General features: G+C 66.4%; 12 protein-coding genes. 1 reads left to right on the forward strand and 11 read right to left on the reverse strand.

Going from position 1 to position 14,395, the window contains the following annotated elements:
- Positions 1 to 146: 146 nt before the first annotated feature.
- Both TZ53_RS10810 and TZ53_RS10815 read right to left on the reverse strand, forming a co-directional pair.
- On the reverse strand, positions 147 to 1,580 hold the full coding sequence (locus tag TZ53_RS10810) for a DNA recombination protein RmuC (RefSeq protein ID WP_044661267.1): 1,434 nt from the start codon (positions 1,578 to 1,580) through the stop codon (positions 147 to 149).
- An 86-nt stretch (positions 1,581 to 1,666) separates the two neighbouring features.
- A complete protein-coding gene (locus tag TZ53_RS10815) occupies positions 1,667 to 2,854 on the reverse strand; it encodes an aminotransferase (RefSeq protein WP_044661268.1) in 1,188 nt (395 codons plus the stop codon).
- Between the two features lie 103 nt (positions 2,855 to 2,957).
- Here TZ53_RS10815 and TZ53_RS10820 point away from each other — a divergent pair, with 103 nt between their 5' ends.
- Positions 2,958 to 3,218 carry a DUF6356 family protein gene (locus tag TZ53_RS10820; protein ID WP_044661269.1) on the forward strand — a complete coding sequence of 87 codons (261 nt, stop codon included), beginning with the start codon at positions 2,958 to 2,960 and terminating at the stop codon, positions 3,216 to 3,218.
- 224 nt (positions 3,219 to 3,442) lie between these two features.
- On the opposite strand, the gene guaA is transcribed toward TZ53_RS10820, so the two are convergent.
- From guaA to TZ53_RS10865, 9 genes are all read right to left on the reverse strand, one after another.
- Complete coding sequence (gene guaA / locus TZ53_RS10825) at positions 3,443 to 5,002, reverse strand: glutamine-hydrolyzing GMP synthase (RefSeq protein ID WP_044661270.1); 1,560 nt, start codon at positions 5,000 to 5,002, stop codon at positions 3,443 to 3,445.
- 42 nt (positions 5,003 to 5,044) lie between these two features.
- The gene (locus tag TZ53_RS10830) at positions 5,045 to 6,298 is read right to left on the reverse strand and encodes a TCR/Tet family MFS transporter (RefSeq protein WP_044661271.1); all 1,254 of its coding nucleotides are present in this window, start codon (positions 6,296 to 6,298) and stop codon (positions 5,045 to 5,047) included.
- Positions 6,299 to 6,443: 145 nt separating this feature from the next.
- Positions 6,444 to 7,091, reverse strand: a complete 648-nt coding sequence (locus TZ53_RS10835) for a YoaK family protein (protein ID WP_044661272.1) — start codon at positions 7,089 to 7,091, stop codon at positions 6,444 to 6,446.
- Positions 7,092 to 7,109: 18 nt separating this feature from the next.
- Complete coding sequence (locus TZ53_RS10840) at positions 7,110 to 8,825, reverse strand: flotillin family protein (protein WP_044661273.1); 1,716 nt, start codon at positions 8,823 to 8,825, stop codon at positions 7,110 to 7,112.
- 9 nt (positions 8,826 to 8,834) lie between these two features.
- Positions 8,835 to 9,434 (reverse strand): YqiJ family protein, encoded by a 600-nt coding sequence (locus TZ53_RS10845; protein ID WP_044661274.1) that lies wholly within the window; start codon positions 9,432 to 9,434, stop codon positions 8,835 to 8,837.
- Positions 9,435 to 9,525: 91 nt separating this feature from the next.
- Positions 9,526 to 10,068: a hypothetical protein gene (locus TZ53_RS10850; RefSeq protein ID WP_044661275.1), complete on the reverse strand. Its 543-nt coding sequence runs from the start codon at positions 10,066 to 10,068 to the stop codon at positions 9,526 to 9,528.
- Between the two features lie 135 nt (positions 10,069 to 10,203).
- Positions 10,204 to 12,396, reverse strand: a complete 2,193-nt coding sequence (locus TZ53_RS10855; protein ID WP_371873104.1) for a prolyl oligopeptidase family serine peptidase — start codon at positions 12,394 to 12,396, stop codon at positions 10,204 to 10,206.
- A 203-nt stretch (positions 12,397 to 12,599) separates the two neighbouring features.
- The gene (rplQ, locus tag TZ53_RS10860; RefSeq protein ID WP_044661277.1) at positions 12,600 to 13,025 is read right to left on the reverse strand and encodes a 50S ribosomal protein L17; all 426 of its coding nucleotides are present in this window, start codon (positions 13,023 to 13,025) and stop codon (positions 12,600 to 12,602) included.
- A gap of 183 nt (positions 13,026 to 13,208) precedes the next feature.
- Positions 13,209 to 14,273 (reverse strand): DNA-directed RNA polymerase subunit alpha, encoded by a 1,065-nt coding sequence (locus TZ53_RS10865; protein WP_044661278.1) that lies wholly within the window; start codon positions 14,271 to 14,273, stop codon positions 13,209 to 13,211.
- Positions 14,274 to 14,395 lie beyond the last annotated feature (122 nt).

Below are 14,395 nucleotides of genomic sequence, written 5' to 3' on the forward strand. Positions count from 1 at the left end.
GTGGGCATGATGCTTAGCCAGCTAATAGATAGATCGAGCGACAAACAGGCCTCCTCCGGTCCACGCTCCTGAGACGGCAGCAGCCCAGTTCCCGAATCCCGCTTCACCCTAAAATAATTAGCCTCCTAACCTCATGCACAGGAAATCTACTCCGCCGCATCCGGCAGCGCCTCCGGCAAAGCCCGCACGGCCTCAGCCGAGGACGGTTCGCGAACCAGCGCCTCCACGGGCTCCAGTTCTTCCAGTTCCTTGCCCCCCGTCTCGATATTCAGGTCGCGCAGCTTGCGGCCCGTCACCAGCACGCGACCCTCGAAGCTGCCGACGAAGCTGTTATAATCCGCAACGGCCCCGTTCAGCCGGTTGCCCAGCTTCTTGAGCGACGCCGCCGCTCCGGCCAGCCGCTCGTAAAGCTCCTTGCCCAGCATGCCGATCCGCTTGGCTTCATCCGCCATCTTCTCCTGCCGCCACACCGCCGCGACGGTCCGGGCAATGGCGATGAGGTTGGTCGGCGTGGCCAGCAGCACCCGCTTCCCGAAGGCATGGTCCCAAAGCTGCGGATCATGCTCCAGCGCGGCGGAGAGGAAATGTTCCCCGGGCACGAACATGATCACATAATCGGGCGCTTCGTCGAACTGGTCGGCATAGCTTTTCCGCCCCAGCGTCTCGACATGCGCGCGCATCGCAGCCGCATGGGCGGACAGGAGCCGCTTCCTCTCCTCCTCGCCCTCCGCGCCATAGGCGTCCTGATAGGCATTCAACGACACCTTGGCGTCAATCACCAGCGCCCGCCCGCCCGGCACGCGCAGGATCGCGTCGGGGCGCAGCCGGCCGTCCTCGCCCTCCACGCTCACCTCGGTCCGGAAATCCACATGCTCGGAAAGGCCGCATGTCTCCAGGACATTGCGCAATTGCTGCTCGCCCCAGCGGCCCCGCGCCTTGGGCGCATGGCGCAGCGAATCGACCAGCCGCTGCGCTTCGGCCCGCACCGCCTCCTGCCCCGACTTCATCGATTCGATCTCGCCGCGCAGTATGCCATAGGCTTCCGTCCGCTGCTGCTCGATCTGGGTGATCTTCTGGTCGTAACGCTGGATCGTCTCGTTGACCGGATGAAGCAATTGCCTCAGCTGCGCCTCACTCTTCTCATGGGCCTGCATCATGCGCTGGTCGGCGCGTTCCAGGAAATGGCTCTGCGCCTGGTGCAGCAGCTTGCCGCCAATTTCGCTGAACTGGGCCGAAAGCTGCTCCTTCGCATCCTTGAGCGCCGCGATCTGCGCTTCGAAGGCTTCCGCCCGCGCCTGCGTGTCGGATCGCAAGGCCGCCAGTTCCCGCGCCGCCGCTTCGCGCGCCGCGCGCTCCGCCTCCAGCTTCTGCGCCAGATCCGCCGCCTGCGCCGCGCGCTCCTGCGCCACCACCAGCTCCTGGATCGCGGCGTTGCGCTGGGCCGCCGCCATGTCCAGCTTGCCCGCCAGATCGGCCTTTTCCGTCAGCAGCGGCGCCACGGACCGGCCCCGCGCCAGCCAGCCGATCGCCAGCCCCGCGACCAGAGCGACAATGATGAGAATGGCGGCCAGGCTGTCCATATATGCCCCTTTGCAGAACGAAAGGTGAACCTAGCCGCATGACGTCACCGCCGCAAGCGGCATGCGGCATCCGCCGGCCAGGCGTTTCAGGTCAGGGACGTTCGGAAAGCCGCCAGCCGCGCCACCGCCTCGTCCAATATTTCGTCCGCCTTGGAAAAGCACAGGCGGACGAGATGCGTCACCGGTTCTGCGGGATAGAAGGCGGAAATCGGGATCGCCGCCACGCCCGCTTCATCGATGATCCGCTCGCAAAAGGCGACGTCGTCCATGTCGATGCCGGAAGCGGGCAGGTCGACGGTCACGAACCATGTCGCCGCGCTGGAATTGACGACATAGCCTGCCCCGCGCAGCCCCGCGACCAGGCGATCGCGCGAAGCCTGATAGGCGGCGCGCATCGCGTCGAACCAGCGTTCCGGCTTGGCCAGCCCCTCGGCCACCGCCCATTGCAGATGGGGCGGGGTGGTGAAGGTGATGAACTGGTGCGCGCGGGCAAGCAGCGTCGCCAGCGGCGGGGCGGCGCACATCCATCCGACCTTCCATCCGGTGACGGAGAAGATCTTGCCCGCCGACCCGATCTTCACCGTCCGATTCCGCATGCCGGGAAAGCCGATCAGCGGCCTGTGGGCGATGCCGTCATAGGCGATATGCTCCCACACCTCGTCGCAAATGGCGATCAGGTCGTTTTCCACGCAAAATTCCGCCAGCAGCGCCAGTTCCTCTTCGCGCAGGGCGATGCCCGTCGGGTTCACCGGATTGTTCATCAGCAGGAACCGGGTTTTTGGCGTGACCGCCGCCGCCAGCGCCTGCCGCCCGATCTGCCATTCGGGCGGGGTGAGCCGCAGCACCCGCGCCACCCCGCCCGCCCGCTCGATCAGCGGCAGATAGGCGTCGTAGAGCGGCGCCAGCACCAGCACCTCGTCGCCGGGCCGGACCAGCGCCAGCAGGCTGGCCGCGATCGCCTCCGTCGCGCCGGAGGTGACGATCACCTCCTGCGGCGACAGGTCCAGCCCCTGATGCCGCGCATAATGCGCCGCCACCGCCTCGCGCAGTTCGGCAAGGCCCGCCATGGGCGGATATTGGTTGGACCGGGTCAGCAGCGCGTCGGTGGCGGCGCGGAGTATCTCCTCCGGTCCCTGGGCGTCGGGAAAGCCCTGTCCCAGGTTGATCGCACCGGTCTCCCGCGCGCGGGCGGACATTTTCTCGAAGATGGTGGTGGGCATGTTCCGATAGACGGGATGGCCGAGAGGATCGCGTTCGCTCATGCCGGTGGACATGCCGGTTTTCGGGGTGGGGGGTCAAGTTCCGTGCAATCGGCCCTCTGCTTCGGCCCGCTTATGCATTAGGATGCCGCTTTCCCATGGCCATGAGCGAGCAGACATGATCGACCGCCTGTTCCTGAAGCATCCCAGAGAGGTCAATGAAAGCTATGGCGAGCATTTGGAGGTGGCGACGCGCTTCGGCTTCCTGATGGTGCGGGCGGGGCTTGCCTGCATGATCCATGGGCTGGTCCCGGCTTTCTTCACCCGCACCGGCAGCGCAACGGTGAAGCGGCTGTACGATGAAATGCGCCAACGCCAGCCGGACCTTCCCGAACCCGCTTATCTCAACCCGAAATGGCGCCCGGAATATGAGATTTGAAGGAAGAAGGCGACCGGCAGGGCGCGGCTTCGCTTATAGGGCAACGCGCTCCTGCCAAGGCGGGAGCCCAGTGCTGGCGGTGCGCTAAAACGGCGACGCTTGGACTGGATCAGACCTTCGCAGGCGCAGTTGCATCTATTTCCCCGGCGCTCTGCAACCGCTCCGGCGCCGCACGGCGCCAAGTAAAGCCGGCGAATGTCCCCCGGACATTCGCTTTTCCGGCTTTACTCCCACTCGATCGTCCCCGGCGGCTTCGAGGTGTAGTCGTAAACCACCCGGTTGATCCCTTTCACCTCATTGATGATCCGCGTCGCCACCCGGCTCAGGAAGGCGGCGTCGAAGGGATAGATGTCCGCCGTCATGCCGTCGGTCGACGTCACCGCCCGCAGGGCGCACACGCTGTCATAGGTGCGGTGATCGCCCATCACGCCTACCGTGCGGACCGGCAGCAGCACGGCGAAGGCCTGCCAGATCGCATCGTACAGCCCGGCGCTCCGGATTTCCTCCAGATAGATGGCGTCGGCCTTGCGCAGGATGTCGCAGCGCTCCTTCGACACTTCGCCCGGAATGCGGATGGCGAGGCCGGGTCCGGGGAAAGGATGCCGCCCGACGAAAATCTCCGGCAGCCCCAGTTCGCGGCCCAGCACGCGCACCTCATCCTTGAACAGTTCGCGCAAGGGCTCGACCAGCTTCATGTTCATGCGCTCGGGCAGGCCGCCGACATTATGGTGCGACTTGATCGTCACCGAAGGCCCGCCGGTGAAGGACACGGACTCGATCACGTCGGGATAAAGCGTCCCCTGCGCCAGGAAGTCCGCCCCGCCGATCTTCTTCGCTTCCTCCTCGAACACGGCGATGAACTCGCCGCCGATGAATTTCCGCTTCTTCTCGGGGTCGGTCAGGCCCGCCAGCCCGCCCAGGAAGCGTTCCTCGGCATTCACATGGACCAGCTTGATGCCATAATGCTCGCGGAACAGGCTCACCACCTGCTCCGCCTCGCCCAGCCGCATCAGGCCATGGTCGACGAACACGCAGGTCAACTGATCGCCGATCGCCTCATGGATCAGCACCGCCGCGACGGCGCTGTCGACGCCGCCGGACAGACCGCAGATCACCCGGCCTTCGCCCACCTGCGCCCGGATGTCCGCGATCTTGGTCGCGCGGAATTCCGCCATGGTCCAGTCGCCCTTGAGGCCGCAGACATGGCGCACAAAATTGGCGAGCAGCTTCGCGCCATCCGGCGTATGCACGACCTCAGGGTGGAATTGCGTCGCGTAGAAACGCTTCTCCTCATTCGCCGTGATCGCATAGGGCGCGCCCTCGCTGACCGCCACCACCTCGAAACCGGGGGCGAGCCGCGTCACCTTGTCGCCATGGCTCATCCACACCTGATGGCGCTCACCCTCCGTCCAGAGGCCGTCGAACAGCGCGCAGCCTTTCTTCACCTCGATGAAGGCGCGGCCGAACTCGCCGCTCTCGCCGCCTTCGACATGGCCGCCAAGCTGCTGCATCATCGTCTGCTGGCCGTAGCATATGCCCAGGATCGGAATGCCCGCCTCGAAGAAATGCTGGGGCGCGCGGGGGCTGTCCTCCCACATGACGGAGGAGGGGCCACCGGAAAGGATGATGCCCTTGGGCTTCAGCCGTTCGAAGGCTTCGGCGGCGCTGTTGAACGGCGCGATCTCGGAATAAACGCCCGCCTCGCGCACCCGCCGGGCGATGAGCTGCGTCACCTGGCTGCCGAAATCCACGATAAGGATGGAATCCTGAAGGGGCAGCGTCATCGAATCGCCTTTATATGTCCAGAGGAAGGGATTCGCGCCCGGTTAGTGCGCTTGCGCCCCCTTGTCCAGCGAAGCCGCGTCCTCGCGCCGCCCCGCCGCCCATCCCAGCACGGCCCCGCCCGCCAGCACCGCCGCGGCGATCAGGAAGGCGCTGCCGATGAAGGGCAGCAGCGGCTTCGCGCCCACCGACAGGGAATAGACCGTGCCGAAGAACAGCGGCGACACGATGCCCGCGATGGAGCCGACGCTGTTGTTCGCGCCCTGCAACTGGCCCTGTTCGGATTCCGACACGCGCTGCGTCATCAGCGACTGGATGGTCGGCATGGCAAGGCCCCAGAGCGCATTGGGGAACATCGCCGCAACGAACAGCCAGCCGGTCGGCGCCAGCCCCATCGCGAAAATCCCGACCGCGCCGAAGCCAAGCCCGATCACCATGGTCGTGCGGTCGCCCAGCCGCTTCACCACCGGCCCGACCAATATTCCCTGCACGCCCATGTCCATCAGGCCCACCAGCGCCAGCAGCGTCCCCACCTGCCACGCCCCCCAGCCATAGCGGTCCCCCGCATAAAGCACGAACACGGCGGAGAAGAGGTGATGCGCGAAATAAAGCAGGAAATTGACCACCGCCAGGCTCGACAGCTCGGGATGCGACCGCAGCAGCCGCAGTGCCCCGAACGGATTGGCCCGCTTCCACGAAAAATCCATCCGCTTGTCGGCGGCCAGCGATTCCGGCAGCACGAACAGCCCGTAGAAAAAGGCCAGCCCCGACAGGCCCGCCGCCGCCCAGAAGGGCGCGCGCAGCGAAATCTCCCCCAGCACCCCGCCCAGCAGCGGCCCGGCGACGAAGCCGCCGCTGAACGCCGCCCCGATCAGCCCATAACCCCGCGCCCGCTCTTCGGGCGGGGTGATGTCGGCCATATAGGCGAAGGTGGAGGTGAAGCTGGACGACGTCACGCCCCCCAGCATCCGCCCCACCGCCAGCCACCACAGATTGGGCGCGATCGCCATCAGCAGGAAATCGAGCGCGAGTCCTGCGACCGAGACCAGGATCACCGGCCGCCGCCCGAACCGGTCGGACAGCGATCCGATGACCGGCGAACAGAGGAACTGCATCCCGGCCCACAGCGCGACGAACAACCCGTTCCACATCCCCGCCGCCCTTCCGGAACCCGACAGCGTCTCGACCAGTTGCGGCAGCACCGGGATGACGATCCCCATCGACATCACGTCGAGCAGCGCCGTCACCAATATGAAGGCGATCGCGGCCTTGCGGCGATGGGATGGGCGCGGTGACATGATGGACTCCTGGGTGTCGATCCGGACAGAGCTTGTTCCGAGCCGACTGCATCGGATCGAATGCCACAGCCTGATGTTCTACCGCGTTTTTCGAGCCGGCAGATGATTCCTTCTGCTTGCAAAGGGCTCTAGGCGCTGCGCCCAGTCATGCCAAGTCCAACGGTCCCAGGCGGCCGCTCCACAGCAGCAACAGCCCGGAAAAGGCCAGGGCGACCCACAGCGCATGCAGGCCCATCAGCGCGAAGAGGCCACCCCCCGCCACCGCGCCCGCCACCAGCCCCAGCCACAGCAGCAGATAGGGCAGCCAGTTCCATCGCGGCCCGCCGGTCAGCGCCACCGCCAGTTGCTGGCCCAGCTTCACCAGCGCGCCGGTCATATAGGTGACGCCGATGCTGACTTCGCCGTCGCGCTGGAAGACGTTGTTCACCGCGCCCATCGCCGCCGCCATCAGCAGCGTCAGCCCGGAGCCCGGCCGGTCCGGCAGGGCCAGCAACGCGGCGCAGAACAGCAGCGCGGTCGCAAGGCCCAGCACCGCCTGCTTGCGCCAGCGGCCCGCCCGGCGCGCGACCAGCGCACCGGCCAGCACGCCACCGACAAAGGCCCCGACCAGTCCCGCCGCCATCCCGGCGACCGCCGCGCCCTTGGCCAGCCCCACGCCCAGCCGGGTGGAATTGCCGCTCATGAAGGAAACGAACAACCCGCCCAGCTTCAGGAACCCCAGCGCATCGATGAACCCCGCCTGCGCCGCCAGTCCGATGGCCAGCATGTGGCGGGAAGCATCATATCCGCGCATGCGCTGGCCCCCGCACCATCAGGCCTGCGGCGGTGCCTTGCGCGCGCCGTCCACGGGTTCGACGACGACCGGCGCGAATGAGGCCGCGGCAGGCTCCACAGCGCCCTTCACCAGCGAATCGAGGCTCGCGCCATCCAACCCCAATTCCTTCATCAGGCCATCGATCACCGGCGCCTGCGCCCGGTAACGCAGGGCGGCGGACACCGCGGCATTGGCCAGGTTCTGCTCGCCGCCGCCGATAACCGCCGCGCCATCCGAATGCGATCCGGTGATGCCGTCGACCTGCACGATCCTGATCGAATCGATCGCTTCCATCGGCTTCGCGGCCTCCCGCACCAGATCGGGCAGCACCTTGAGCAGCGCCATCTTCGTCTGCAGCGACATCTGGTCCGACGACAGGATGTTCGCCGCCTCATTGACCGCGCGCTGACCTGCCGCCTCGACCTCGAAACGCACCCGGTCCGCCTCGGCGCGCAGCTTGGCGGCTTCGGCCTCGCCCTCCGCCGACAGGCGCAGCGCTTCGGCACGGTCCGCCGCGGCCTGCTTCTCCGCTTCCGCCTCGACCCGCACCTGGATGGCGGCGCGCTCCGCCTCCCGCGCCGCGTCGATCAGTTCGATGCGCTTGGTCCGCTCGGCAATCTCCGTCTGGCGCGACGTCTGGACCTGCTCCTCGGCGGCCACCGCCTTGGCGCGCGCCTCGTCGGCCTGCGCCTTGGCCTGGCTTTCCTCGCGGCTCTTGTTCTGCACCGCGATCTGCTGTTCCTGCCGGGCGAGTTCGAGCGCCTGTTCCTGCGCGATGCGGGCCTGCTGCACGGCGCGGTCAGCCTCGATCTGCTGGCTGTCGACCAGCTTCTTCGCCTCGATCCGCGCCTGGTCGGCCTCCTGTTGGCGCAGCGACTGTTCGCGGGCCACCTCCGCCGCCTGAACGGCGCGGCGCATCTCGACCTCCCGCTCCTGCTCCAGCCGGGCGAATTCGGTGTCGCGGGCGATCAGCAGCGACTGGCGCTCCGCCTCCAGATTCTTGGTCTCGATCTGGACGCGGGTTTCCTGCTCGATGTCGTTGCGCGACTTCTTGCGCAGTTCGATCTGCTCGGTCAGCTTGGTCAGCCCCTCGGCGTCGAAGGCGTTGTTGGCGTTGAAATGCTCGATCGACGTCTGGTCCAGCCCGGTCAGGGACACGCTCTCCAGCTCCAGCCCGTTCATGGCGAGATCGACGGAAGACACCTGCTGCACCTTCTGCACGAACTCGCTGCGCTGCTCATGCAACTGGTTCATCGTCATCCCCGCAGCGACGGAACGCAGCGCATCGACGAACTTGCCCTCGACCAATTCCTTCAACGCCTCCGGATTCATCGTCCGCGCGCCCAGCGTCTGCGCGGCGGTGGCGATGGACTGCGCGTCGGGCTTCACGCGGACGTAGAATTCCGCCTTCACGTCGATGCGCAGGCGGTCCAGCGTGATCAGCGCGTCGCTGTTCTTGCGTTCCACGGCCAGCCGCACCGTATTCATGTTCACCGGCATCGTTTCATGGAAGATCGGCAGCACCAGCGCGCCGCCGTTCATCACCACCTTCTCCCCGCCGAAGCCGGTCCGCACGAAGCCGATCTCCTTCGACGCCCGCTTGTAGAGCCGCGCCAGCACGACGCCGAGCACGATCAGGAGGAGAAGCCCGGTCCCGGAGATGATCAGATAGGGCATGAGCGAAAAGCTCTCCTGCACGGCGGGCAGATTCATGGGAAACTGCTAAAGGCGGGGAAGATAATGGTCGCCATGCGATATGGCGCGGAAGACATGGTCCTCCCGGCGGACCAGCAGGATGGTTTCGCCCTCTTCCAGCGTCTGGCCGGAATTGTCGGGTTCGACCATGACATAATGCGCCTGGCCATAGGCATCCTCGACGCGGGCGCGGGCAGGGGAGCCGCTGCGCGCGACGCCGGTGACGATGCGGGCGAAGCTTCCGGTCAGCGCGTCCAGCGGAACGGCGCTGCTCTGGTCGCGGGGAAGCAGGGGGGCGAGCCGTCGCGCGGCAAGGCCGGTCGCAGGCAGGCTGGCGATCAGGGCGGCGGGTGCGGCGATCAGCGGCGGCAGCATCGCACCGGTCAGATCGAGCAGCAGATGCTGCCCGATCAGCCCGATCATGCCGAACAGCGCCAGGAATATCGCCAGCAGCATCAACAGCGGCAGGCGACCGACGCCCAGCCAGCCCAGCAGATCCGCATCGCCGTCAATGTCGAGATCGAAGTCGCCCGCGATTCCGATGGCCTGCACCGCCCCGATGAGCAGCATCAGGACGATCGCTGAGACGAAAACGACATTCTCGGTCGCGAAAAGGAACGCGGCCACCCCTGACTCCCCTGATTCGCGCCGATGCTAATGGATTGACGTAAAACAGGATAGGGCAAAGCGTGGCCGCGATGCGGCGGACGGAGCGCGCTTATCGGGCGGCGCGTTCCCGCCGGAAATAAAGGTCCGCGATCCGGCCATTCTGCACCGAACAGGTGAAGTGGCGTGACCGTCCATCCTGCGCCCGCCAGCCGGACCGGACCTCGACATCGCCCTCCACATCATAGCCGTTGCGGGTCTCGCGGGGCTCCTGCACCTGGCGCACCTCGGCAAAGCCGCCCTCCCGCTCGGCCTCGTCGCGGGCGGCGAGCGCGCAATAGGTGATCGCATCCTCGCCATCCCGGTCGGCGGGCGCCTCCGCCAGATCGCCCCGCCCGCCGTCGCTGTCAGGGGATCGGGCGCCGGCATGGTCCTGATCCGCCGCCACGACATCGGAAAAATCATCGTCGGCGCGCGTAGGGCTCGCTCGGTCGTCCGGGGCGGCGTCATCGGCGGGCGGCTGCGCTTCGTCCGACAGGTCATCCTGTTCCTGCGGCGCGCCTTGCCGCGGCTGATAGGCCTGTGCCGACGCGACGCCGCCCGCCAGCAGGGCCGTCGCGATCAGCGATCCCGTCATCCACCTCATCTTGTTCATGACCCTCGTCCCTCAGCCGAAATTTGCCGATGGCTAGGCGATCATGGCTGTCGGAGGCCTGAACGCGGATGCGCCGCCACCGGCGGCCATGGACGCATCCCTCCCGAACCGGAAAGCGCCCGCCCTGCTGCCCGGCTATCGCGGCTGCGCGTCCAGTTTCAGCCCGGTATAATAGGCCGCAAAGGCATAGCTGTCGGCATATTCGTCGATCAGCTTGTCCACGGGCTTGCCCGCCCCATGCCCGGCCTTGGTGTCGATCCGGATCAGGCGGGGCTTCGGCCCCAGCTCCGCCGCCTGCAAGGCCGCGGCATATTTGAAGCTGTGCGCCGGCACCACCCGGTCGTCGGTGTCGCCCGTGGTGACGAGGATCGCCGGATAGTCCTTCCCGCTCGCGATGTTGTGATAGGGCGAATAGGCGTAGAGCAGGCGGAAATCCTCCTCCCGGTCGGGCGATCCATAGTCGTCGATCCAGTAGCGGCCGGCGGTGAAACGGTCGAAGCGCAGCATGTCCATCACGCCCACGGCGGGCAGGGCGGCGGCGAACAGATCGGGCCGCTGGTTCACCACCGCGCCGACCAGCAACCCGCCATTGGACCGCCCCTCGATGGCAAGGCCGTCCTTCGTCGTATAGCCATTCGCCTTCAGATATTCGGCCGCCGCGATGAAATCGTCGAACACATTCTGCTTGTTGGCGAGCCGCCCCGCATCGTGCCATGCCTTGCCGAACTCGCCGCCGCCGCGCAGATTGGCGATGGCATAGACGCCGCCCTGCTCCAGCCACGCCATGCGCGTAGCCGAATAGCCGGGCGTCAGCGCGATGTTGAAGCCGCCATAGCCGTACAGGATGGTGGGCGCGGGCGCTTTGGAAAGGGCCAGCGCCTTCTTGCGGATCACCGTCATCGGGATCATCGTGCCGTCCTTCGACGGATAGCTGACCTGCTCTATGCCGTAATCGTCGGGATTGAAGGGCAGCTCCGGCCGCGCGAACAGCTCGTAACGCAGCGTCGCCGTGTCGAAGCGGTAGATGCTCGACGGCGTGGTGAAGCCCGAAAAGCTGAAGAAGGTTTCCGGATCGCCGTCGCGCCCGCCGAAACCGGCCGCCGTGCCCAGGCCGGGCAGCGGCACGTCGCTGACCTTTCGCCCGTTGAGATCGATCAGCTCCGCCACGCTTTCCGCATCGGACAGATAGGCCAGGATCAGCCGGTCCCCGACCAGCGACCCGCCCGCCAGCGTGTCCATGCGTTCCGCCACCACCTGCCTGGCGCCGCGCCGGGGGAAGCGGGCGTCGATGCTGACGACGCGCAGATGCGGGGCATATTGGTCGGTGATGAAATAGAGCGTCGGCCCGCGGCTGCCGATCAGCCGCCAGTCGTTGGTCATGCCCTTCACCAGCGGGCGGACCTTCACCTTGCCGCCGGTCAGTTCGGCCAGATGCAGTTCGCGGCGCGGGTCGGTGCCCTGGAAGCTGCTGATGACCAGCCAGCGCCCGTCCTGCGTCACCTGCGCCGTGTGGCTGAGGCGCGGCTGGTCCGGAGTCGCGTAGATAAGCTGATCCTGCGCCTGCGGCGTGCCGAGGCGGTGATAATGAAGTTCCTGCCCCACCGTGGAGGATTGCAGGCCGGCGCCTTCCTGCGGCGCGGCGAAGCGCGAATAGAAGAAACCCTGTCCTCGCCCGTCCCAGGCAAGCTGGGAGAATTTCACCCATTGCACGACATCGTCGAGCGGCCGGGCGGTGGCGACGTCCAGAACCTTCAGTGTGCGCCAGTCGCTCCCCGCCTCCTGCACGGCATAGAGCAGGAACCGGCCGTCGGGGGAGGGCGCCCATTCCGCCAGCGCGTCCGACCCGTCCTCCGCCCAGTCATTGGGGTCGATCAGCAGCCGCTGCGCACCGTTCAGGCCGTCGCGCACATAGAGCGGCGTCTGGTTCTGGAGCCCCTTGTTATAGCCGTAGAAATAGCGCCCGCCCGCCTTGCGCGGGATGGTGTAGCGGCCATGGGCGAACAGTGCCTGCATGCGTTTCTTGAGCGCCTCGCGACCCGGCAGCCCGTCGATATGGCGGCGCGTGAGGCGGTTTTCCTGTCCCACCCAGTCGCGGACGGCGGGATCAGCGCGCAAATCGTTTTCCAGCCAGCGATAGGGATCGGTCACCTTGACCCCGAAATGATCCTCCACCAGGTCCAGCCGCTTGGCGGCGGGATAGCGCAGTCCTGAAGCGCCAGCGACCGCCGCATCCGGCTCCGCCTGCGCGGGGAGCGCCGCGAACAACAGCGCCGCCAAAGCAAAGCAGCCAAAGGCGCGCATCCGATCCCCCCGAAATCCCATTCCCATTCTCTGGCGTCTCATGGCGAGGAAAGGCAAGAAAACAAAGAATATTTCCTATCTCCCCGCCCTTCAGGGGAGGGCCGGGGGTGGGGGCCAACCGAATGGCCCGACACCCCGCATATCCACGCCCCAAAAAAGAAAAAGGGCCGCGCCCCCTTCCGGAAGCCGCGGCCCTCTTCATCTGCCCGCTTGCGCGAGCCGTCAGCGGATCACGCCGCTTCCAGCTCGTCGGCGTCCGCACCCTGGACCGGACCGGAATCCTGACCCTTGGCGTCGACGTCGCGGTCCACCAGTTCGATGATCGCGATCGGCGCCGCGTCCGAAGCGCGGATGCCGGCCTTGATCACGCGGGTGTAGCCGCCATTGCGGTCCTTGTAGCGCTCGGCCAGAACGTCGAACAGCTTGGTGAGCTGCGCGTCGTCCTGCAGGCGGGCATGGGCCAGACGACGATTGGACAGGCCACCCTTCTTGGCGAGGGTGATCAGCTTCTCGACATAGGGGCGCAGTTCCTTCGCCTTGGGCGTGGTCGTCAGGATCTGCTCATGCTTGATGAGCGAAGCCGCGAGGTTGCGGAGCAGCGAGTTACGATGTCCGGCGCTGCGCTGCAGCTTGCGATGACCAACCTTGTGACGCATGATGTTCTTCCTTCCGTTCGTTAAGGGGCCGTTTCAGGTACCCCAGACCAGGCGGCGTTTCAGGGCCGCCGCCCCTTTGCCCTGCCCCTTAAAAAGGGGCGAAGTTCACACCGTTCAAAGCGGACGCGAATCCGTGCTTTCCGGTGTCCAGCATCCCTCCGGGCGGACCGGAGGGAAGGCGGATCAGCCCAGCAGCTCCTGTTCGAGCTTCTTGGCCATTTCCTCGATATTTTCCGGCGGCCAGCCGGGGATGTCCATGCCCAGGCGCAGGCCCATGGACGACAGCACTTCCTTGATCTCGTTCAGGGACTTGCGGCCGAAATTGGGGGTGCGCAGCATCTCGGCCTCGGTCTTCTGGACCAGATCGCCGATATAGATGATGTTGTCGTTCTTGAGGCAGTTGGCGCTGCGGACCGACAGTTCCAGCTCGTCCACCTTCTTGAGCAGGTAGCGGTTGATCTGGTTCGCGTCGCTCTCGCCCTCGCTGGCCGAACCACCGGCAGCGGCGCCTGCGGCCGGAGCGGCGACGGGCAGCGCGTCCTCGAAGTGGACGAACAGCTGGAGCTGGTCCTGCAGGATGCGGGCGGCATAGGCCACCGCGTCTTCCGGCGTGACGGTGCCGTCGGTCTCGACGGTCAGCGACAGCTTGTCATAGTCCAGTTCCTGGCCGACGCGGGTATTGTCGACCTTGTACGCGACCTGACGCACCGGCGAATAGAGCGCGTCGACCGGGATCAGGCCGATCGGGGCGTCGGCCGGACGGTTGGCGACGGCGGGGACATAGCCCTTGCCGACGTCGGCGGTCAGTTCCATGTTCAGCGTCGCGCCCTGGTCCAGGTGGCAGATCACCAGGTCGGGGTTCATCACTTCGATGTCGCCCACGGTGGTGATGTCGCCCGCGCGCACTTCGGCGGGGCCGGTGGCGGAAAGCTGGAGACGGCGTGGACCGTCGCCTTCCATTTTCAGCGCAACCTGCTTGATGTTGAGGACGATGTCCGTGACGTCCTCACGCACGCCCGCGAGCGAGGAGAATTCGTGGAGGACGTTCTCGATCTTGATCGAGGTGACCGCCGCGCCCTGGAGCGAGGACAGAAGAACCCGGCGCAGCGCGTTGCCAAGCGTCAGGCCGAAGCCGCGCTCCAGAGGTTCGGCGACGAAGGTCGCCTTGCGCTTGCCGTCGCCCGCGACCTTGATCTCAAGGCTGTTGGGCTTCTTCAATTCCTGCCAGTTCTTCATGTTGACAGTCATGTATTTCCCCTGGGGATGAGGCCGAAACGTTCAAAAATCCTGACCCGACAGGACGTTCCGACCGATGCAGATGGGTGAGCGGGCGACGCGTCCGCCGCCCGCCGACAAGCCGCGCGTCGTTG

The organism is Sphingobium sp. YBL2 (genome assembly GCF_000943805.1).
In the GTDB taxonomy this organism is placed as follows: domain Bacteria; phylum Pseudomonadota; class Alphaproteobacteria; order Sphingomonadales; family Sphingomonadaceae; genus Sphingobium; species Sphingobium fuliginis.